Here is a 21,926-nt window from a genome sequence, read left to right as displayed (position 1 = left end):
AAAATTGAGGAAACCATCATGATCGAGTTATTGGGAACAGCTCACCCGATTATCCAGGCACCGATGGCGGGTGTTTCCACTCCGGCCTTGGCAGCGGCGGTCTCCAACGCAGGTGCCCTTGGTTCGCTCGGGATTGGTGCAAGCTCGGTTGCCCAGGCAAGATCAACAATCCTTCAAACCCGCTCACTCACCGCCCAACCGTTCAACGTAAACGTCTTCTGCAATGATCCGCCGCGGCGGGACAGGAACATCGAGGCGGCCTGGATCAGGCATTTTTCTGCTCTGTTCGAGAAATTTGGTGCGAAGGCACCGGAAAGTCTCAACGAGATTTACCAGACCTTCGTTCTCGATGATGAAGCGTTTCAAATGCTTCTGGAAGTGCGTCCTGCTTTCGTCAGTTTTCATTTTGGTATTCCAACAGCCGAAAAAATTGCCGCGTTCAGGGCGGCAGGCATCAAAACGCTGGCAACAGCGACTAGCCTGCAAGAAGCTCGGACCATCGAAGCAGCCGGTATCAACGGCATCATCGCCCAGGGTATCGAGGCCGGAGGTCATCGGGGCGTGTTTGATACACGCGCAAAAGATAATCGGCTCGCTACACTCCCGTTGGTACGGCTGCTGGTCCAGAACAGCGGGCCTCCCGTAGTAGCGGCAGGCGGGGTGATGGATGGCTACGGAATTAAGGCCGCGCTCGATGAGGGTGCCGTGGCCGCCCAGTTAGGCACCGCCTTCATCCTGTGCCCGGAATCGGCGGCTGACGAGGGATACCGGGCAAATCTCAAGAGCTCTCGATCCGGCTTGACACGATTGACATCTGTAGTATCGGGTCGCCCCGCGCGCGGGATCGTTAACCAGCTGATCATGCACGGCGAGGCGGGCACAGGACTGTCGCCGGCCGACTATCCGGTAGCATATGATCTTGCAAAGCAGCTTCATGCAGCTGCGACAAGAACGGGCAACAACGAATTTGCGGTCCACTGGGCAGGGCAGGGGGCGCGGCTCGCCCGGGAGTTCCCAGCAGCGCAACTCGTAAAAATTCTGGTCGAAGAGTTTACGGCGGCCAGCGCGAAGGTTCAGTCGTCGGGTTGACATAATCACGGCAGATCAACTGGAAAAGCTCCCGGTGTGCCGCGATGACCGGTCGAATAGTGTTTATCCTGGTTCTGACACTGACAGCCAGGCAGGAGTCCACTGCGACGGTATGCGGATGTCACCGGGGGATTCAAGGTCTGAAACCCGTTGCTCCATTGTCCGCCCGTCTGTCGTGATTGCTGTGTTTGGTGAAAGCTCGATCCAGCCTTCCACATTCTCGTCAAGTGGTTCCGAGCTTATAACAATGCCATCGTCTCGAATTTGGTAGAACAGACTTGGTACGAACCGATCGGAAGCTGCGATGGACTGACGTAGCCTACCCGGTAAGCTACACGCGATACTGCGGCCGAGCCACTGGCCAGGAGTTTGCGAGCCTCCAGAAGGCGGATATGGCGTTGGAAGGCGAGCGGGCAGAACCCGGTCACGTCCTTGAAGTGGCGATGAAACGAAGTGACGCTCATTCCCGCGGATGCTGCGAGATCCGGGGTATTGATGGCCTCGTTGTGGTTGGACGCTAGCCAGTCGGCGGCCATCTTGATCTGGTGAATCGATCGGTTTTGCTGATCGATCTGACGCAGCGTATCACCCATCGGACTCTGGAGCAGGCGGTAGTGAAGTTCACTCTCGTAGTGCGGCCCGAGCATTCCGATGTCTTCCGGAGTGCGCAAGAGCCCAACAAGCCGAGCCAAAGGCTCGCCCACCGGATCCCTCAGATCCCCGGCTGCCACCGCGCAGGTCCAACGATCTTCTTTTTTGGCATATTGAGCATAGGAGCGCGGCACGCGTTCCGCTTCGCGCAACACCGTTTTGCGCCAACGGCCACTACCGCGCGAGGCATTTAGCTGGCATGCACATCTCCGATGTCGCACGGTAAGGCCGCGTCTGCAAGGCGCCCCTCCTAACAAGGGAGTTGCCGCGCGCCTGACTGCTCTCGCCTCCGTATACAAAATGATCGAGAGGGAGGAGACAGCAAAGTTCCATAAATAGGCGTTATCCCACGAAGTATGTCTTTTCAGACACTTAAGCTATCTGACCAACAAGTCGCCGGTTCGATTCCTATCAAGGCGAAGACACTCGCAGGGCATCGTGCTCGAGCTAGCTGTGGTTCATTCGCAACGACGGTTTTGCGCCTCCACTCCGGCCGTTCACGCGGGCCGCAAATTTCTCCAAAGCAGCCGCTCGGCCTGTTTGGGCTGAATGTCCCAATTAGGTGGGAAACAGCCGGGCAGCTTTCGGAAATGAGATCGGCAAAGGGGACTTCTCCCAATAGTCGCGTAGGCAAAGAAGTGAAAAAGAGAGATGAGCGGTATCCTGCAGGACAGGATACCGCCATTCACGAGGCCTGATGGCTAGTGAGCCGCACTGATGATCATACTGCTTTATTGCCGATCAAATTGTTGGCGACCTGTCGTTGGCAAACTCACGGGACCGAAGGACCGCCAGCCCTAATTGCACCAGCACCGCCATCGTCGTTGAGTAACAGATCACGGGCCACGCTGTGTCTCCGTTTAGCGTCACCGCAAATGTCCCGGCGATGCCGACTATCAGACTTTGGATGCAGAAGTAGAACGCAACCGCCGATCCGGCGACGTCGTCAAACTGCGCCAAAGCGCCGTTGGCGGTTACAGATACTGTGAAGACGATTCCGACCGCCATAACCCACATCGGTACGATAAGGGTGAGGAAAGACGGCGACCCGAAGAGTTCGCCGATCCCCAGCAAGACTGCGCCGCAAGCGAGCAGGGCCATCCCGCGCGAAACACATCCCGCGATACCCCATCTGGCGACAAAGGACTTCGCAAAACGGGTTGTCACGATCATGGCGAGCGCGACGGTCGTGAAGGCAAAGCTGAAGCCGATCTCGGAATAGCCAGCTTGACCTATGAGCACGCGGGGGGCGGTCGAGAAGAACACAAAGAAGGTGCCCATGCCGGCGCTAAAGCCAACCGTATAGACCCAAAAGGCTGGGCTCGCGAAAACCGGCAAAACGGATCGGCGCGTCTTCGCTTGATCCAGAGGACGGGTTTCGTGCCACCTGAACCTGGCATTCAGCAGTGCAAGCAATGCCAGTGCAGACAGTGTAACGAATATCGCCCGCCATCCCAAGAACTCACCAATCAACGCTCCGGCGATAGGGCCGAGCGCAGGTACGAACGCCAGCATCGAACTGAAAAGGCCGTAGATGACAACACCTTCGGGACGATTGGCATAAACGTCGCGAACCGTCGCGAAGGTCGCCACCAGCATTGCCGACGCGCCAACTGCTTGAAGCAGACGGAAAGCGACAAAGCCTTGTGCAGTTGAAGACCCAGCAGCTCCCAGAGACGCAATGACGAAAGCCGTTGCGCCCGCAAGCAGGACTGGCCGTCGCCCGATGCGATCTGAGAGCGGGCCAAAGATCACCTGGCCCACCCCGAGCATCACCATGTAGAGGCTCAAGGTGAGTTGGATCATGGAGGGCGTCGTGTTCAAGATGCCAGGCATCGCTGGAACGACGGGGAGGTAGATATCCATCGCCAGTGAAGCGAGAATGTCGAAGGGAGCCATCAGCAGCAGGGCTGCCGGCAGCGTATAGGCCCACGCGGGGCGTGTGGTGGTCATGGTAAATCAACCGCTCGATTAAGGAATACCGGGCGGCGTCTGCTCGTCAGCAATCAGATGGGCTTGGTCTTACAGAGCGCCGCAACAACAATACTGGTTGTTGCAGCTTACTTGTCTGCTGACTTGGAACTTTCCATCTGATGACTCCACAATTCCGAATTTGGATAGCTGCTCACTATCTGATTGTATGTTGCTCCGCAAGGCGACAGGGTTGAGGCCTGTCGCACCGAGGCTTCAGCGTACACCCCGTTCAAGCGGTTCCCGGATGGCCATGCTGCATAAGTAGATATCCCGTCATTGCGCTGCATCGGGTCCCATCGCCATCGCCGTCAAGGAGTGTTTCCGACAGGGTGGAAACCGCACTGGCGTGATCTGACAGAGACCGCCTTCAGGATTTCGTATTTCGACAGCTAATGGCTGACTTGGGGTCGGAAGCGGTGATAGAGGTCGCCCGCCCTCTATCACCGCTATGTCACCCCGGCTTCCAGGGCCGGATAAACCGGCCACTCCGGCAAGCAAACTGTTGCCCGGATCGGGAAGGTGCTGCCAATAAAACCCACTGAACTACGGGGTCTGCGGTTCGACACCTTTCAAGACCCTTCGACGCAACCGGCTGTTTACGAAATCCTGCGCATGATCGCACGAAACAAGGGGTTCCCATGACCGTCGTTCGTGCGTTTGGCAAATCATCAGCGGAAGCGGCACAGCGCCAAATGGACCGGCTTGCGGCGCTCGACCAGCTGGACATGCTGGATACACCACGCGATGCGGGTTTCGACCGATTGGTCCGGTTGATCAAGGAGATATTCACGGTAGACATCGGAATCGTCTCCTTCATCGACGCCCATCGTCAGTGGTACAAGGCATGTTCTGGCCTTCCGGTAGACGAGATGCCGCGCGAGGATACCTTCTGTCGATATGTCGTCGATTGCGAGGAGTCTATAGTTGTTCAGGATGCAACCCGCGATCCCCGTTTTGCTTTAAATCCCGCGGTGACGGGGGATGCTCACATTCGATTCTATGCCGGCGTGCCCCTGAAGACGGCAGATGGCCACACGGTCGGGACGGTCTGCGCCATCGACACGAAACCGCGCTCGTTCGGAAACAGAGATTTGAGCATTCTTCGGGAACTGGCGGGTGTTGCCATGGATCGGGTCGAGGCGCTGAAATCGGCCGCGACGGACAGCTTGACCGGAGCCCTCACACGCCGTGCCTTCAGGGAAGAGGCTTCTCGAATCCTGTCGCAAGCAACTCGTCACAACCATGATGTCTCATGCATTGGACTTGACGTTGATCATTTCAAGAAAGTGAACGATGCCTATGGGCATGCGGCGGGTGACGATGTCTTGAAGCTTGTAGCAGCCACATGCCGGGAGCAACTGCGAGGGGGCGACCTCCTCGGCCGGTTAGGCGGCGAAGAATTCGCTATTCTCCTGCCGCATGTCGATCGCGAAGACGCAATCGGTGTTGCGGAAAAGCTGCGCCAGGCATTATCCTCTAAGCAGGTGGAGATGGGGACCGATACAATTCGGGTGACCGCAAGTTTCGGTACTGCTTCTATGTCGATTGTCGCGAAAGACGTCGATACCCTGCTGGCTCAGGCGGATGCTGCCATGTATCGAGCAAAACAGGCAGGCCGCGACCGTTGCGTGTCCTGGGGTTCTGCGGAACTGCCGGGAGCAACTGAGCGGCGTCGTGTCTTGAAGGCTGGCACGATCATCTTCAACGACAGGCGCTCCACTTTCGATTGCACAATTCGGTCGCTTGGAGCAGACGGCGCCAATATCTCCGTTTCCAACACGTCTGGTATACCTTCGCAGTTCGTCCTTTCTATCCAAGCAGAGGGTTTCGAGACGAACTGCCGTGTTGTTGCTCAGGATCGTCAGCACCTTGAGGTCAGCTTTCGATAAAAGCGAAGACCTATCGCGCGATCCAACACGATCGGGCGTTTGCTTTAGTGCTACAAGCCGCCCTTGCTGTTGAAGTCGTGCAGAACTTGCTCGGTGAGTCGTGCTTTGCAGGAAGAAATGGCTATTGACCATCCCCAACACCCAGCGAAAGTGTCAAATCCGCATTCCCGCGCCAAGAAAAGAATGTTCGTATTTAGTACCCAGCTGTATTTTATCTGGGAAAGGAGGAATTCTGATTTGTACACATCGCTGAGCATGTATGTGTAATACTGAACGGCCAACTTTGCGCTTGAAAGCACTCTGGTCTCAGAAACATGCTTCCACGCTAACAGCCAGCGCGGCCACGATTGAAATGATACAACTCACGTGACCTTAAACTGCAGGGTCGCCGGTTCGACTCGAAGGCGAGAATTGCGCATGTTGTCCATAACGCAAACGCATCGTTCGGAGTGGCGGCCCTGATCATCATGGATCGCGTGGATGAAGTGAGGTCCCGAAAGAAGGCGGCCGACGCTCCGACCCTGTTGTGGGCACCGCTACCGCAAAAATCCCTCGCTGTCGAATTCGGCCCAGTCGTCCAGGGATGGGGACGCGTCGTCCGACTTACCGCTTACCTCCGTTTTTTTCGACCGCTTTTTCAAAGAGCGGGTCAGCTTCGCCTTGTACGCTGCCCGACGCCTGTTTTCCGCCGCCGCCGTGATGTCGTCCTCCCGCCATTCGTCCACTTCGCCACTATCCAGGAGTTCCTCGACAACACGCGGATCGAAGACGTGGAAGGTTATCTGTTTGGCACGCCCCGCCAAACGCACCGTCCGGGTTGCCGCGCTGGGCAGGCGACCGTCGGAAAGCCAGCGGCGCCTCTCCCCCTGCTTGATCACGAGGATGTCCTGGATTTCCCGAGGAATGACGGGCAGGTTTTCGATGTCCTTCATGGCCGTCGAGACAATGCCAACGGCTGCCTGAAATTCTGTTTTCGCGGCCGACGGCATCGCGAGCACGATCTCGCCGCTTTCGAGAACGAGCGACTTCTTCGACGACAGGGGGAGCCGCGCGCGCAGTTCCAGCAAGATCCCTTTGGCGCGCACCGCTGATCCGAGGGTCGCGGCAGGGGTCAAGGTCCACGTCTTCATAAGTTCGATGTCGCTGGTTTCGTCTTTCGGCATACGGGCCAAATGGGTGCCGGTGTGTGTGAAGTCAACGAGGATTGGCAAGGCGGGAATACCAATCGGCGTAAGGCGTGTTCTTGACCATATGGCGATTGAAATCCGGCGTTCCATCGTTCCACCACACTGGCCCACGTTCGCCGAGAGCGACTTTTGCGTCGTCCACTCGCCTGCGGCCTTGGCGGTCTCACTAAAGTTTCCCTTTGCGTCCCGCACGGAGCGACGCGCGGACATGAGGTCTTTGACGAGGCGTTGACGATCGACCTCTGCCAAGGCGGGATCGCTCTTGCGCCAGAGGCGGCCGCGCAAGACGAAATATCTGCCGTCATGCGTAACGGGGTAATCGCTCACGTCCACCTCCTTTCTCTTCAGGAATTTTCCGGTGAGCCATAGGTTTCCACGAACGAGGTCTCGGCGTGTCAAGCCGACGCGATGGAGATGGTGAACACGGTGGTTTTTCGGCTTTCTCACCGTGGCCAACGAATAGGCAGGCGAGCGCCCATCCATCCTCCGCGATCTTGATTATGAGTTAAAGGAGGAATGATCATGTCGAAACGCGAGCTTGTGATACCGGAACCGACAAGCGCTTCCTGCGCCGCGACGAAGACGGCAAGTCAAGGAGTCGGTAGATGTCGGGCGCTCACTCTCGGTCGATAAACGGCATGAGGCGGAACACGATGCGAAGCCCGGCGAGGGTGACAAGGGCGATCACAAACAAAGGTGAAAATCGCCACGTACAACGTCAACGGTGTCAACGGCCGTCTGGAGGTCCTGCTTCGCTGGCTGGATGGCGGCGAAGGACCTCGGATCCAGCGCAAACGACTAAAAGAGGGAACGGCGTCGATCCTCAAGGGAGTTCGCATCTGCGTCCTCGGTCCGCACCGATCTATCCTATGGTCTTCTCGAGCATTGCCAGCCAGTTTTTCCATGCGATCTTCTCAATAAGCTCATCTCCGTAACCGTGACCTCGGAACGCCTCTATGATCCGTTGCAAGCCTGAAGCATCCTCGACCACATCAGGTATTGAAGCCCCATCAAAATCCGATCCCATGCCGACGCCATCTTCACCGAGCCATTCAAGGAGTTCATCGGTATGGCGAAGCATCAGGTCTAGACCCGTATCCGCGGATTCGCGTCCATCCGGGCTCAAGAAGCTGGTTTCAAAATTCAACCCGACCATACCGCCCGTCTCTCGAATTGCTCCAAGTTGCCAATGAGTGAGGTTGCGCGCATGGGGGCAAATCCGATGGACGTTCGAATGCGTTGCCACCAGCGGTGCATCACTCAGAGCTAGAACATCCCTAAAGCCCTTCTCATTCAGATGGGACAGGTCGACAAGAATTCCCATCTGATTGCAGGTTCGGACCAGGGCTTTGCCGACTTCGGTCAGGCCAGGCCCCGTGTCAGGCGATGAGGGATACCGGAAGGGCACGCCATGTCCAAAGATGTTGGGCCGGCTCCACACCGGCCCGATCGATCTCAGTCCGACGGCGTGTAAGGCCTCAAGCATGGTCAGGTCGCGATCAATCGACTCGGCTCCCTCTATATGGAAGATCGCTGCAATGATGTCTTTCTCCATCGCAGCTTGAATGTCCGCCGTCGTGCGGCATAGCGAAACGACACCGGCACGGTCGAGATCGAACAATATGGATGCCATCGCGATAGTCATCACTCGCGCTTCATCTAGCGGAAGCGCAGGTGGCAAAGGTTCATTGATGGAATAAATAGACGGTTTCGTAGGGCTCGCATCGGCTAATTCAGGGGAGGGGGTGAAAACGGCAAACATGCCGCCGGCAAACCCGCCCCGTTTTGCTCGCGGCAGATCGATATGCCAGTGTGCCGGTGCGCCCTGCGTAAAGAGGCGTACCTTGTCGGCCTCCTGGGCGGTGTGAAGTCTGTAGAGGACGTCGTTGTGACCATCGAAAATGGGCACCATGGTTCGTTCTGTCATGTTTTAATCATCTTATCTTGGCTGCGAGACTTATGGTCGCTGCTCGCCTTAGGACTAAAAACGCGGCCGGACGCCGTTCTCGTTTCGAGAGTAAGCGCCGGCTGCACTGAGGGATCAAATCTATGGCCTAGTTAACCAGCTTTGCGCCAGCGAGAAGATCCTCGATGATCGAGGCTCGGAAGGAGCTCGTGTCATCGGTGCCATCAATGTTCATGAGTACAACGACAGCTTGGCTATTGTCCTTTGTCAGCGCCACCATGTTAGACGCGCCATTGTCGCTCCCGGTATGTCCGATGACCTTGCGCTTTGCAGTCTCTTCCTCGATCCAGCCAAGGCCCTGAAATGGAAAGATCGATTGGGCCACCTGCCGGCGCAACATTTCCCGCACTGCCGTTTGAGAGAGAATTGCGTTCTTACCCTGTTGCTGACCCAACATCGCGTGTAGCGCCTTGGCCAAGTCACTCACTGAGCAACGAAGCATGCCGGCCGGCACGTCCGGATATCCTTCCTGCGGTAGTTCCACAAACTCGCCGTTCTCAAACCTGTATGGTTTGGCAAGAACATCAGGCGCGAACTCCCTGAGATACCAATGGGCGTTTGTGATGCCGAGGGGCGCGAGGAGGTTCTCTTCTACATAGGTAGAAAAGCTCTTCTTGCTGATCACCTCCACGAGGTAGCCGGCCAGGGCAGCGCCGACGTTGCTGTAATCCCACTTTGCCCCAGGTTTCGACGTGAGGAATGAGGTTTTCGGTGAGTATGCGCTTCCACCTTCCACGAGGTAGTCCTTGAGGAAGCTCGCAAGGCTCTGTGTGGGGTCACCTTCGACTGAGTAGTCTCCATAACCCTCGTCCGAAATACTGGAGGTGTGGGTAACCAGTTGGTGAGGCGTGATCGCCACGCGCGGATGGCTGGGGTTCTTTACCGGAAAATCAAGGAACGTGTTTATATCGGAATGCAGATCATAACCCCGGCGTTCGAACAGTTGGACGAGTGCAACTGCCATGAACAGTTTGCTCACTGACGCGAGGTGGATCGGCGTTTCAGGGGTCATTTTCCGCTGCTTTTTAAGATCAGCGAAGCCGAACGATGCCGCATATCGCACAGCCTCGTTCTTCGAGGTAATCGCGAATGACGCGCCGACCACCTTGGCCGCTGCCATACGAGCAGGCACGCCAGCCTCGAACTTCCTTTGCCATTTGTCGAATCCACCACCCTTGTTTTCCGTCGCCAAAGCGAAGGTCGGTTGAGGGGCCAACAAACCGGCTAGTCCAATCTTGAGCAGTGAACGTCTCGTGGAAAACATTATCAGTCTCCTTCTTGTAAGTTTGTGTAAACATGTCTTAGAACGTCAGCCGGTTGCGGCGGAGTTGGCGTCTGTGTGAACTGAGCAAATGCGTCTATGCGCGCGCGATCACCTAGAACGCGCGTTCAATGCTTATGATTGCTCCGAGAGCACCTTCGCGGGGCTCCGCTTCTGTTGGAAACGAGGTGAGAGCGAGTTCGGCAGTGATGAGCAGCGCAGGCAGAAGCGAATAATCAACGCTCGTAGCGATCGCGAACTTTCCAGTATCCGTGTACGCAGCTTGACCATTGAAGGTTGTCTTCTCGCTGGCTTGAAACGAGAAACCAGCCCAGGCCGCATATCTACCCTCCCAGACGCCGAAATAGCCCGGATCCCCAAATCTAGACCGATATCCGGCCATGACGAAGGCCGACAATGCGTCGCTCATCTCGAAGTCGAACCGGATCTTTGCAGCCAATTCATCGTTAACTGGATCAAAACCGATGACTGTCCCGATTTCTGTTTGACCGGTTTCCAGCCGCAATCCTGCAACAACGTGCGGGTAGCTTTCTCGGAAAACAGAAATCTGGCCGCCGAGTATCTCCCCATCTTCTACACTGACCATCGCTGACAGGCCGTTCTCGAAAGACGCCGTATAGCTGATGAAATGAGTAAACGAGGGGCCATACGCCACGACATCATCGCTGAGAACAGCGCCTGCGGAGTTCAGCCAGATGTCGAATTGGGAGCTGGACGCCCCCATCATCAACCCACCCAGCTCGACAACTGCTTCGGAAAGCGTGACGCCGCTGCCCCCGTCGACAGGTTCGCCTAGATCGAGCGATATCAGCGTCTCCAGTGTACCAAGATCAGTTTGTGAGGCTGTCGCGATGTCCACCGCCGCTCCTGCGGTTGGGCTCACGCCGTGGAGCGGATCTCCCGTATAAACATCCTCGCCGGCACTGACATCGTACGTAATTGAACCGCTGATTTTCATGCATGTCTGAGTACCGGCAAGCTGAAAAAAGCCACTCTCCTCAACGTCACAGGCTGGCACGAGCAGTGCTGGCTCAGAAACCGCAACGGTCACGGCATCACCTGCACGGACTTGCGCGCCACTCCACAGCAAAACACCTATGCATCCCAAGAAAACTCTTTGCATCGTTGATGTCCCCATCTGCATTCCGCTGCGTGCGGAAGAAACGTTTCCGTCAAAGCCGGTCCGGCTAGCGCACGAAGCCTTCACTCGCCCGAATGAGGCTCTGCGTGTATTTTTCGTGGGCAGCACCTGCAGCCAACGCTGCTGCCGTGAGTTCCTCCACGCCGCTGCCGTGCTGCATGATCAACAGGCGCTCGCACATATGGTTGATGACAGCGAGGTCGTGACTGACCATCAGATATGTGAGCGTGCGCTCTCGCCTGATGTCGTCGAGGACGTTCAGAACCTCGGCCTGCACGGACGCGTCGAGTGCTGAGGTTGGCTCATCCAGCAACAGGATTTTTGGCTCTAGGATCAGTGCGCGAGCGATTGCCACGCGCTGGCGCTGGCCACCCGAGAGCTGGTGCGCGTAGCGGAAGCGAAAGCTGCTTGCGAGGCCCACGTCGTCCAGCACGTTGCGAATGCGTTTCTCGGCGTCGGGAACGCCATGTATCGCAAGCGGCTCCTGAAGTAGTCTGTCGACGGTGTGGCGCGGATGAAGCGACGCGTAAGGGTCCTGGAACACCATCTGGACGTCGCGGTAGAATGCACGATCTCTACGGTGACCGAGCTTTTTCCCGTGCACATTGATCACACCGCGGGCTACTGGGATAACACCCGCAACGGCGCGCAGCAACGTCGACTTTCCGGAGCCGGATTCGCCGACCAAACCAAAGGATTCACCGGGCTCAACACTTAGGCTCACGCCCTTCAATGCGTGGAACTGTTTGAAGAAGACGTCCAGCTGCTCGACGATAAGTGCACCTGTGTTTGACGAACCGCTCATAAGGCCCACTCCAGCCTTCGGTCCAACACTGGCAGCGGATGGCGTGGGGCGCCAATCTTCGGCATGCAGTCAAGCAGTCCCCGCGTATATGGATGTTGCGCGCGCGGAAGATCGGACGCGGCAAGTTCTTCGACAACCTTGCCGGAATACATGACGATGACGCGATCGCAGAAGGAAGACACGAGACGGAGATCGTGGGAGATGAAAATCAGTCCCATGCCGCGTTCCGAGACCAAACGGTCGAGGATTTTAAGCACGTCCAGCTGAACCGTAACGTCGAGCGCCGACGTGGGCTCGTCGGCAATCATTAGCTCAGGTCGGGCGATCAACATCATGGCGATCATGGCGCGCTGTCCCATGCCGCCGGAGACTTCGTGTGGATACAGATCGAAGACGCGTTTTGGATCGCGAATTTGCACGGCAGCAAGCATGTCCAATGCCCGTTCCCGCGCCTCTGATGCGCGCACGCCCTCGTGAGTCCGCAAGGTCTCAACAATTTGGCGGCCAATGCTCATAACCGGGTCAAGCGAATACTTTGGATCCTGCAGGATCATGGCAATCCGTTTGCCGCGAATCCGTCGACGTTCGCTCTTCGACGCAGCAAGCAGATCGATGCCGTCAAACGTGAGGTGCGCTGCGGTCACAGTGGCCTGCGACGAGGTTAATCCCATCACTGCTCGCCCGGTTTGCGACTTGCCGGAGCCGGATTCGCCGACGATCGCCAGCCGTTCACGCCCAAGCGAGAACGAGACGCCACGGACCACCTCAGTGACCCCGGTCCGGGTTGGATATGTGACGCGCAAATTCTCGATGTCCAAGAGATTGCGGGATACCGGCCCGCCGGGAATTGCCTCATTGCCTTGCATGTCCAAGTCTCCGCTTAGGATCTTCATCATTGGCCGCTGCTTCTCGGGTCGAGCGCATCGCGCAATCCGTCACCCAGCAGGTTGAAGCCGAGACTGACGATGACGATGGCAAGGCCCGGCGCTGCGGCGACCCACCACTGGTCGAGGATGAACCGGCGACCTGAAGCGATCATGGCGCCCCATTCGGGGAGCGGTGGTTGTGCACCCAGTCCCACAAAGCCAAGACCCGCCGCCGTCAGAATGATTCCGGCCATGTCAAGCGTGACGCGCACGATGAGCGAGGAGGTGCAGACTGGCATGATGTGGCGCACGACGATGCGGGTGGGTGAAGCGCCCATCAGTTGCACAGCCGTGATGTAATCAGAGTTGCGCACAGTGAGCGTTTCCGCCCTCGCGATGCGAGCGTATGCCGGCCAAGACGTGAGCGCGATGGCCAGCACAGCGTTCTCAATGCCAGGCCCAAGTGCAGCAACAAAAGCGAATGCGAGTATCAACTGGGGGAACGCTAGGAAGATGTCCGTGATCCGCATGAGAACCGCATCCACCCATCCCCCGGCATAACCGGCGACCGTACCAATCAGCAGGCCGATTGGCGCCGCGATGAGGGCCACCAAAGCGACGACGTACAGCGTCAGGCGAGAGCCGTAGACGATGCGCGAATAGATGTCGCGGCCGAGGTCGTCTGTGCCGAACCAGTGCTGCGCCGAGGGCGGCGAAAGCCGCGCGCTTTTCAGGTCACCCGCGACCGGCGAGTATGTCGTGAGCTGGTCCGCGAAAGCGGCGACGAAGAGTAGTGAGATGATGATCAGAAGCCCAATCACCGCTAGACGGTTGGTCAGGAAGCGCTGCCATGTTGCATAGGCGTGACCGAGCCTGGCTTGCCATCGCGACGTTGGCTGCTCGGAAAGCAGCCACTCACGGCGGGAGATTGGCAATTGTTCTGCCATGGTCATTCTAGGCTCCGTAGTGACGTGTGAGTCCGTTCGCGGTCCTGTTGAGGACGGAAAGCGACGGGACGGAAGTGTGAGAGGGCGAGTTGGTTCACTGCACCCTCGTCCTTGGATCAAGCAGCCGGTAGAGAACATCTGCGAGCAGGTTGATCGCGATGAACACCGATCCGATGATGACCGTACCGCCGAGAACTGCGTTCATGTCGGCGTTTTGCAGCGAGTTCGTGATGTAAAGCCCGATACCCGGCCAGGAGAATACCGTCTCCGTTAGAACTGAGCCTTCCAGCAGGCCGGCATATGAGAGCGCTATCACGGTCACCAGCGGCACAGCTGCGTTTCGCAACGCGTGGCCCCAGATGATGCGGGTTTCAGAAAGACCCTTGGCGCGGGCAGCTACGATGTATTCCTGGCTAAGCTCGTTCAACATGAAGGAACGTGTCATGCGGCTGATGTAGGCGAGCGAAAAGTAGCCGAGTAGCGAGGCTGGCAGGACGATGTGGCGGAGGACGTCAAGGAAGACACTCCACTCGCCCTGCATAGCCGAATCCAGCAGGAAGAAGCCGGTTACGGGGGCAAAGGAGTATTCGTAGGCAATATCGATGCGACCAGGATAACCAACCCATTGAAGCTTCACGTAAAACAGAACCAACAAGAGCAGGCCCAGCCAGAAAATCGGCACGGAATAACCGACGAGGCCGATCACCCTCACGATCTGGTCGGTCATACTTCCGCGTTTCACGGCCGCGAGCACGCCGAGCGGGATCCCGACGGCCGTTCCGATCAGGGTGCCCAGCGTCGCCAGCTCAATCGTCGCTGGGAAAAAGCGCCGGATGTCCTCCATGACCGGGTGCGTCGTGAGTACTGATCTCCCGAAGTCACCATACAGCACGCCCTTGATATAGATGTAGAACTGCTCAAAAAGCGGCAGGTCGAGACCCATTTCTCGCCGCGTGCGCTCCACGACGGCCGCCGGTGCGCGGTCTCCGAGAACGGCAAGGACTGGATCGACCGGGATCACCCGGCCGATGAAAAAGGTTACTGCCAGCAGACCTAAGTACGTTGTGACCGCGATGACGAGGAAGCGCGCAAAGGATACCAGAATTGCGGTGACGGACGCGCCATAGCGGCCCGCCTCCACCGGCATGGTGGATACGTTCAAACCTTGCAGTTTTCACCTGCTATTCCTTTGTGATGTTGCCGACGAAATTCGTGTCGAAGCTCGGCCCCAATTTCAGTCCGGTTACGTTCTTGCGAACGCCCGCAACTTCGATTTGCTGGAAGAGAACCGCAAACGGACTGGTTTCAAGCACTGCCTTTTGAAGGTCTTCGTACATCGCCTTGCGCTTGACGCCGTCCGTTTCCAAAAGGGCGGCTTCCGTCTTCGCCGTCAGCTCAGGCACGTGCCAGGCATTGCGCCAGGCAAGCGTACTGTTTTTGCTCGCATCAGAATTGTCGCTATTGGACGCGAAGGTTTGGGCGTTGGAGTTGGGGTCGAAATAGTCCTGCCCCCATTGGCCAATATAGATATCGTGGTTCCGGGCGCGATATTTGGTCAGTGTCTGCTTGTCGTCGCCGGGGATGATCTCGATTGTGATGCCGGCTTCAGCTGCGGTTTGCTGAATGGACTCGGCGATACCCGTCGCCGGCTGAGCGTTGCGCACGTCCATCGAAACCGAAAATCCGTCTTTCAGACCCGCCTTTTCCATAAGCGCTCTGGCCTTGGCGACGTCCAACTCGAACGGCTTGTCATCCAGTTCACCAAGCACACCCTTTGGGGAGGAATGTCTGGTGAATTTCGCCTATGCCCTTGATCAAGGTCGAGCCGATGGCATCGTAATCAATCAGATATTTGAATGCCTGTCGCACTTCTGGCTTGGCGAGATACTCGTTCTTCTGGTTCAGACTGATGTAGAACACGGTGCCTTTCGGCGCCTCGACAAGGTCTATCTGATCATTCTTGGCGACAGCCTCCAAATCGTTCGGCTCGAGGTTGCGAGCAACGTCGATGTCACCGGCTTCCAACGAAAGTCTTTGCGCCGCGCTTTCCTTCATGTGGCGGTAGATGACGCGCGACAGTTTCGCCTTTTCGCCGTGGTAGCTTTCGTTGCGGTCGATAACGACCGCCTCGTTGGCCCGCCATTCTCGCAACTTAAAGACGCCAGAGCCGGCCGAATGGGTCTTCAGCCAGTCGTTCCCGAAGTCATGATCCCATTTGTAGTCCTCGCTGGGTATCACCGGCACGACGTGCTGCAGCACCAGGGTCTTGTCCACCACCGCAGATGATGAAGAGGCCAGGCAATTGAGCACAAAGCTTGGTGCGTACGGCCTGTCGACCGTAAAAACGAATGTGTCGGAACCAGTCGCCTTGGCTTTTTCGGCCACATTGTCGCCGTTCAGTCCAAATTGGGCGAGAATAAAAGCTGGAGCCTTGTCGAGCTTGATCACTCTCTCGAACGACCAGGCGACGTCTTCCGCCGTAATCGGATTGCCCGAGGCGAATTTTAGGTTAGGCCGCAGCTTGAAGGTATAGGTAAGACCGTCGTCGGAGACAGTCCAACTCTCGGCGAGGTCGCCCTGAACCTTCGACGTGTCTGTGACGTCAAACCGCACGAGAAGATCGTATATGTTTGCGCTTATCTCCGCAGTGGATAGTTCAAACGCTTCGGCCGGATCCATCGTTATGATTTCGTCGATCGCGTAGCCCTGCACCAGCGTGTCGAGCGGAGTGCCGGCGGCGGCAGGTACCGCTGCTATCAGAAACGCTGTTATCGCGGTGGCCATAAGCCCCTGGCGTTTCCCCATAGGTGTTCCACGGAATATCATTCTGAGTCCTCCCTCGATTTTATTGACGCAAAGGCCGGTTTTGGCTTTGATTTCCGCGTGCACCGCTTTGGCCAATAGCCTGGGTGCTCGGCGCCAAACTCGACGCCGAGAGAAATCATCGCTTTGCCGAAACTCCTCCAGTCCATCAACCTGACAATTGTTCGATGGACAATAAAATAATATGTATATATCCTATCGCAATGTCAACGGACAATTTGTGCTTAATTGCAAACCGCGAATCCGGGCAGACCTTGCGCTGACACGGTGGGAAAGCGGTCGGAGCAAAAGAAAATGAGCGAAAAACGATATGAAATTAATCGATGAACGCGGACTGAGCCCGAGGCAGGCTCTCGGCCGACTTCCTGCCTATAACGCCGGAATTTCGGCGGCAGTTGCGCGTCGGCGTTGAGCGGGAGAGAGGAGATTGTATGCTTGGGAAGCAACGAAAACCCATACGGCACATCACCCGCGGTGGGCGCGGCTCTATGGGGATGTGTGCCTTCTCGATATAGTGATCCCGCGTCTGCGGCGCTTCGCGGGGCACTTTCCGAAAAACTGGGCGTAGCGCTAGACCGGCTCGTTTGCGGCAACGGCTCTGAAGAGCTCATTGCTGCTGTCTGCCGTGCTTATTTGGAACCTGGTGATCGCGTCCTGACGGTCTCCCCCTGCTTTGGTTTGCACGAGATCGAACCGTTGGCGGCCGGTGCCCAGGTGGTGAAGGTGCCAATGACCGAAGATCTCGACTTCGACTTTGCCGCGCTGGTCGCCGCGCTCGCGGAGAAACCGAAGATCTTCTTTATCTCGTCTCCATCAAACCCGGTGGGACGAGCAATGTCGGAAGAAGCGCTGTCGCGGCTTATCGCAGCGACCCAACCAGGCACGCTATTCGTTCTGGATGAAGCCTATTTTGAGTTCATCGAAGCTGAATTTCCTGACGGATTTCGAGTTTTGGCACAACGCGCGGAAATAACCTGGGCCGTTCTTCGAACATTTTCGAAAGCCTACGGTTTGGCTGGCCTGAGGGTCGGCTACGCCGTCACGTCCGACGCCAGCGTCGCGCGCGCGATCCGCGCGACGCTAACACCATTCAATGTCAATGCTGCGGCGCAAGCGGCTGCTGTGGCGGCACTAGGCGATACTGCCTGGATGCGCGAAACTACCGCCATGCTGCGTCGGGATCGAGAAATCCTAGCCACCCGCATCCGCGGGCTAGGTCTGAGGGTCATTCCCTCGCAAGCGAATTTCTTGTTCATCGATGTTGTAATAGAGGCGTGGCCCCAGTTCGCTGGGAATCTTGCTTCAAAAAGGTATAATCGTCAAACCATGGACGGAAGCAGGTTATGCCAACTTCATTACGGGTTGACGATTGGAACCACAAAAGACATTGAGCGGTTTGCGCAGGAGCTGGGAAGTGCGCCTCGGCCTCCTTTAGCAGCAACGGGTGGCGGCTTTGACCGAAAGTCCGGCGCCGGACAAGCGCCGCCTTGGTCGAGCCGCCGCCATCGGCCTCACGCGCGAGCGAGTCGTCGAGGCTGCCATATCTCTCATTGATGAAGAGGGCTTGGCAGCCTTTTCAGTCCGTGCACTCGCGCGACGCCTCAACGTCTTTCCTGCAGCCCTTTACTGGCATGCCGGGGGCAAAAAAACGGATCTCTTTGCCGAGATCTCAGGGGCGCTCATCGCAGGCCTGATGTCACCCGACGATTTTTCCGACGACTGGCGTGAGACGATCCGACTCCTGTTCCGGCGTTTCCGTTCGCGTGTTCACGAACATCCTAACGCTGCACCTCTCCTCGGCCCCAGCATCCGGTCAAACGGGGCGCCAAACGCTCCGTGGATCGAGATTGTTCTCACAGCCTTGACGCAAGCCGGGTTCAAGGATCAAGGGTTGATCGATGCCTTCAACTCCGTCGTCGGTGCACTGGAAGGGTTTGTTACGATCGAGCTTGCCGGGCAGGGGGCAGTAGAGGGCTCGGACTGGGTGCGAACATTCGACGCCGATCTTGAAGCGCTTGACGCAAGCCAGTTTCCTCTCCTCAAACGGCATCTACCGGAGATGTACAACCGAGCCTTTGTCACTCGCTGGAAAAGTGGTGATGCGGCGCCTCTCGAGGAAAGTTACAATTTTCTCATCGAGACTCTCATTCTCGGCTTGGAATCGCAGATTAGTCGTAGTGGGTGAGTTCCTCCTAACGATGTAGAGCACCCTCTGCGTTGCGGCGCGAATAGCAGTCTCAGTAGCCATGCCATCCCAATTCTCTGCGGTGTAAAGTTGTCGTGTAAGCGCCCGGCAGTACCTGTCGGAGCGTCGAATATCTCACGCCGTTGGCAACCCTCACCCACAGCATCGCAACTTAATCGCGAGCGTTTGAATTTTATTGTTTACTGGACAATTAGCCTGTGCAACGATCCATGACCGAAACAAAGGAGCTTTGCCGTGTCCACTTCCACCTTGCCATTTTCCACCTTTCGAAGAGTTGGCGAGACGTTTTATCTCTCCGGTGAGTTGGGGTTCGATGAAACGGGGAAAATCATCGGAGATGTCGCCGTGCAAACCCAAACCGCGCTGAGCCGGATTGAAGCCACGCTGGAAGGGGTTGGGCTGTCGCGTAAGGAGATAGTCTCCTGCACCTGTTATTTGGTGCGGAAGGAAGACTTCGGCGGCTTCAATGGCGCCTATAAAGAGTTCTTTTCGGACGGGGCACTACCTGTGCGAACGACGGTCGTAGCCGATCTCGTCCTGGACGCTCTGGTCGAGATTACTGTGATTGCTCACGCCCCTTGCGGCAACGTCCCATAGCAGCGGTCATGCAGATTTGCTTCGGAATTATTGTTTTTGCTCAAGCGTTGGCCCGACGAAAACGGGCGCGGCATTACGGTTTTGGGCATCGGCTTTCAATCAATACAAGCAGCTAGTCGTACCTCGCTGCAACATTTGGGGCCAGTCATAAATGCCGCATGCTCGGAACAGCGGCTGCGCAAATGCAGTCTAATGCCTGAACGAAGGGAACGAGGATCCAGTCGTAAACGCACACCTCCTGAGGCGCTTTTCGCAAAAAGCGAATCTCACTTTCGGGCATAAGCGGCCACCCGGTCTGCGGACAGGTGCAAGTTTACGCCGACATCTCATTCCCTATCGCACCCGAATCGGCTCTGCGTTTTAGAGAAGCGACGAAGTTCCATAAGTCATATTATGCAATCTAGGGTTGATTTTTGACCGCTCATAATAATAAACGTCGAGGGGCTCTCGTGATCTGTTCCACCTGACCACCAAAACGGAGTGAAAAATGCAGCACTGGCTTGACAAGCTCACCGATCTTGCGGCGATCCAAGGCGACGAATGCATCCTGACGCAAGGTCTTGCAGACCTTACCGAGCATTTCGGCTTCACCGGCTACGCCTATCTCCATATTCAGCACCAGCACACCCTCGCGGTCACCAACTATCATCGCGAGTGGCGCTCGACGTATTTCGAGAAGAAGTTTGACAAGGTCGATCCGGTCGTCAAACGCGCGAAGTCAAAGAAGTATGTCTTTACGTGGTACGGCGAGCAGGATCGCGCGAGGCAATCGAAGGAGGAGCGTGCCTTCTACGCGCTCGCTGCCGATTTCCGCATCCGCTCTGGGGTTACCGTTCCGATCAAGACCGCCAACGGCTCTATGTCGATGTTCACCTTGGCGTCGGAAAGGCCCGCAATCGATCTCGACCGTGAGATCGACGCGGTCGCAGCTGCTGCGGCCGTCGGGCAACTTCATGCCCGCATTTCATTCCTTCAAACCACTCCGACTGCGGAAGACGACGCCTGGCTCGATCCCAAAGAGGCGACCTATCTCAGATGGATCGCCGTGGGCATGACCATGGAGGAAATTGCTGATGTAGAAGGTGTGAAGTACAACACCGTCCGTGTGAAGCTTCGCGAGGCTATGAAACGCTTCGATGTCCGGAGCAAGGCTCATCTCACCGCGCTTGCAATTCGCAGAAAGCTGATGTGAAAGCGCCCCGACCGCCTCGACTTGACCTATCGGCGCACCAGTCTTGTCCAAAAAAGCCAGATCAGTTCGTGGCCATCTTTGGAACGTACCCAAGCACCCCCAGGAGCGTGTTAAGAGCGCTCATCTGTGCATGCATCTCGATCATTGCTTCGATGTATTCGAGATGCTGAACGCCACCAGTGATTTTTCCCGTCCTGTACTCCTCCGGCAAAGCCTGGAACAGTTGATCCGCTTTGTCCAGAAGTTGCCTGTGCAGCCGAATTGCGTTGACCGTCAACGTCTCTACGTCTGCCGGTGCGAGACCATCCGTCAACCCGATCACCGGGCGCAGTTCACATGTGTCCGACACTGCTGAATCTTTCAAATCCATTGGTGGTCCAACCCTTGAGTATAGTCTGCGGTGCGCCCCCGCAAACGTTAATCTCTGATCCCAAGCCGGGGGTTGGAAACTGTATCTGGACAGTCCTGCGACCTTTAGCCGGAGCCTGGACATACGTCACAGGCCCCCGGCCACATGGTCAGAGGATTCTGATGCTGCAACGGCCAGCACCAACCACCAGATAGAGGTTTCCACACCCCGGGACAGCGCGTACTGCCCTACCCGCGCTTATATCGGGTGAATGTCGTTTTCGCTAGGGCGACGGATGAACAATTGCCGTGCAGATCTGCAGATACGGCGAAGTCATTTTGAGCCAATACCGGACAGGTCGATCCTGGTCCCTGCTTTGTTGGGATCGGACGCCGAAGCTTCGGCTGGTTCTTCCGCCGTGGCTTCATTCTCCGGAAGGTCGACTTGCGTTTCTGAGCCATCGCGGCGACCCGGCTCCGGCTGGGCAAGGTTTACGTTTCCTGGATCTTCCACCCGAAACACTGCCGTTCCCTCGAAATATCCCGTCTGCCAGGCGATGATTGCATCGTCGAACACTTGCGGCAGGACTTGCCTCTCGGTCGGGTTGCCATACCATCTGGTTACGATCCGATAGACCTTGGCAAACAGGGCCGTGCCCATGCGAATGTTCTCGCAAGCATCGACCAGGTCCGGCTTCATCTGGCCCGCCTCCACGATGCCGAGCCCGGCGGGATATTGTGTGATCCCGACGCGAACGGTATTGCGACCCAGGTTGTCTCGGATCAGCGCCAACGCCTCCTCGGCTGTCTTCGGCCTGGGCACGAGCACCACCCGGTTTCCGGAGCGAACCGTGACCGTCAATGGATCCTGAGATCCTGCCTGCTCGATGAACTGTTCGACGATCGCCGGCTTCAGGCCGGGATCGCTGCATTCCTTGATGAGGGCGGCATCGACCATCGCAA

At 57.0% G+C, this 21,926-nt stretch carries 18 protein-coding genes and 2 pseudogenes; 6 read left to right on the top strand and 14 right to left on the bottom strand.

Features of this window, described 5'->3' with window-relative positions:
• Nucleotides 1-18 precede the first annotated feature (18 nt).
• Nucleotides 19-1,089 (top strand): NAD(P)H-dependent flavin oxidoreductase, encoded by a 1,071-nt coding sequence (locus BSY16_RS20765; RefSeq protein WP_069061790.1) that lies wholly within the window; start codon nt 19-21, stop codon nt 1,087-1,089.
• A 239-nt stretch (nt 1,090-1,328) separates the two neighbouring features.
• On the opposite strand, the gene BSY16_RS20760 is transcribed toward BSY16_RS20765, so the two are convergent.
• Nucleotides 1,329-1,892, bottom strand: a complete 564-nt coding sequence (locus tag BSY16_RS20760; RefSeq protein WP_286157243.1) for a helix-turn-helix domain-containing protein — start codon at nt 1,890-1,892, stop codon at nt 1,329-1,331.
• Nucleotides 1,893-2,481: 589 nt separating this feature from the next.
• The gene (gene floR, locus BSY16_RS20755) at nt 2,482-3,693 is read right to left on the bottom strand and encodes a chloramphenicol/florfenicol efflux MFS transporter FloR (RefSeq protein WP_069061789.1); all 1,212 of its coding nucleotides are present in this window, start codon (nt 3,691-3,693) and stop codon (nt 2,482-2,484) included.
• A gap of 659 nt (nt 3,694-4,352) precedes the next feature.
• Between floR and BSY16_RS20750 the strand changes: the two genes are divergently transcribed.
• Complete coding sequence (locus BSY16_RS20750; RefSeq protein WP_069061788.1) at nt 4,353-5,603, top strand: sensor domain-containing diguanylate cyclase; 1,251 nt, start codon at nt 4,353-4,355, stop codon at nt 5,601-5,603.
• 536 nt (nt 5,604-6,139) lie between these two features.
• Here the strand turns inward: BSY16_RS20750 and BSY16_RS20745 are convergent.
• From BSY16_RS20745 to BSY16_RS20705, 10 genes and pseudogenes are all read right to left on the bottom strand, one after another.
• Nucleotides 6,140-6,766 (bottom strand): hypothetical protein, encoded by a 627-nt coding sequence (locus BSY16_RS20745; protein WP_069061857.1) that lies wholly within the window; start codon nt 6,764-6,766, stop codon nt 6,140-6,142.
• A gap of 31 nt (nt 6,767-6,797) precedes the next feature.
• A pseudogene (locus BSY16_RS31495) lies at nt 6,798-7,117 on the bottom strand (hypothetical protein).
• Between the two features lie 535 nt (nt 7,118-7,652).
• Nucleotides 7,653-8,717 (bottom strand): dipeptidase, encoded by a 1,065-nt coding sequence (locus tag BSY16_RS20740; protein ID WP_069061787.1) that lies wholly within the window; start codon nt 8,715-8,717, stop codon nt 7,653-7,655.
• A gap of 127 nt (nt 8,718-8,844) precedes the next feature.
• A complete protein-coding gene (locus BSY16_RS20735; RefSeq protein ID WP_069061786.1) occupies nt 8,845-10,020 on the bottom strand; it encodes a serine hydrolase domain-containing protein in 1,176 nt (391 codons plus the stop codon).
• A gap of 112 nt (nt 10,021-10,132) precedes the next feature.
• Complete coding sequence (locus BSY16_RS20730) at nt 10,133-11,161, bottom strand: porin (RefSeq protein ID WP_171902461.1); 1,029 nt, start codon at nt 11,159-11,161, stop codon at nt 10,133-10,135.
• Between the two features lie 64 nt (nt 11,162-11,225).
• A complete protein-coding gene (locus tag BSY16_RS20725) occupies nt 11,226-11,984 on the bottom strand; it encodes an ABC transporter ATP-binding protein (protein ID WP_069061784.1) in 759 nt (252 codons plus the stop codon).
• The gene (locus BSY16_RS20720; protein ID WP_069061856.1) at nt 11,981-12,850 is read right to left on the bottom strand and encodes an ABC transporter ATP-binding protein; all 870 of its coding nucleotides are present in this window, start codon (nt 12,848-12,850) and stop codon (nt 11,981-11,983) included. The genes BSY16_RS20725 and BSY16_RS20720 overlap by 4 nt, the downstream gene beginning before the upstream one ends.
• Before the next feature lie 26 nt (nt 12,851-12,876).
• The gene (gene nikC, locus BSY16_RS20715; RefSeq protein WP_069061783.1) at nt 12,877-13,803 is read right to left on the bottom strand and encodes a nickel transporter permease; all 927 of its coding nucleotides are present in this window, start codon (nt 13,801-13,803) and stop codon (nt 12,877-12,879) included.
• A gap of 88 nt (nt 13,804-13,891) precedes the next feature.
• Nucleotides 13,892-14,944: an ABC transporter permease gene (locus BSY16_RS20710; protein ID WP_069061782.1), complete on the bottom strand. Its 1,053-nt coding sequence runs from the start codon at nt 14,942-14,944 to the stop codon at nt 13,892-13,894.
• 34 nt (nt 14,945-14,978) lie between these two features.
• Nucleotides 14,979-16,602, bottom strand: a pseudogene (locus tag BSY16_RS20705) (ABC transporter substrate-binding protein).
• A gap of 453 nt (nt 16,603-17,055) precedes the next feature.
• On the opposite strand from BSY16_RS20705, the gene BSY16_RS31490 reads away from it, so the two are divergent.
• From BSY16_RS31490 to traR, 4 genes are all read left to right on the top strand, one after another.
• Nucleotides 17,056-18,174: an aminotransferase class I/II-fold pyridoxal phosphate-dependent enzyme gene (locus BSY16_RS31490; protein WP_171902460.1), complete on the top strand. Its 1,119-nt coding sequence runs from the start codon at nt 17,056-17,058 to the stop codon at nt 18,172-18,174.
• On the top strand, nt 18,074-18,805 hold the full coding sequence (locus BSY16_RS20700) for a TetR/AcrR family transcriptional regulator (RefSeq protein ID WP_069061855.1): 732 nt from the start codon (nt 18,074-18,076) through the stop codon (nt 18,803-18,805). The genes BSY16_RS31490 and BSY16_RS20700 overlap by 101 nt, the downstream gene beginning before the upstream one ends.
• A 255-nt stretch (nt 18,806-19,060) precedes the next feature.
• A complete protein-coding gene (locus BSY16_RS20695) occupies nt 19,061-19,423 on the top strand; it encodes a RidA family protein (RefSeq protein WP_069061781.1) in 363 nt (120 codons plus the stop codon).
• Between the two features lie 487 nt (nt 19,424-19,910).
• Nucleotides 19,911-20,615 (top strand): autoinducer-binding transcriptional regulator TraR, encoded by a 705-nt coding sequence (traR, locus tag BSY16_RS20690; RefSeq protein ID WP_069061780.1) that lies wholly within the window; start codon nt 19,911-19,913, stop codon nt 20,613-20,615.
• Between the two features lie 61 nt (nt 20,616-20,676).
• Here traR and BSY16_RS20685 read toward each other — a convergent pair whose 3' ends face one another.
• Both BSY16_RS20685 and BSY16_RS20680 read right to left on the bottom strand, forming a co-directional pair.
• A complete protein-coding gene (locus BSY16_RS20685) occupies nt 20,677-20,985 on the bottom strand; it encodes a transcriptional repressor TraM (RefSeq protein ID WP_025430017.1) in 309 nt (102 codons plus the stop codon).
• Between the two features lie 312 nt (nt 20,986-21,297).
• On the bottom strand, nt 21,298-21,921 hold the full coding sequence (locus BSY16_RS20680; RefSeq protein ID WP_069061779.1) for a TraH family protein: 624 nt from the start codon (nt 21,919-21,921) through the stop codon (nt 21,298-21,300).
• Between the last annotated feature and the right edge of the window lie 5 nt (nt 21,922-21,926).

The sequence above is a fragment of the Sinorhizobium sp. RAC02 genome (assembly GCF_001713395.1).
Lineage (GTDB): Bacteria > Pseudomonadota > Alphaproteobacteria > Rhizobiales > Rhizobiaceae > Shinella.
Note: the sequence above shows the minus strand (reverse complement) of the source record. Positions and strands in the feature narration are given on the sequence as shown.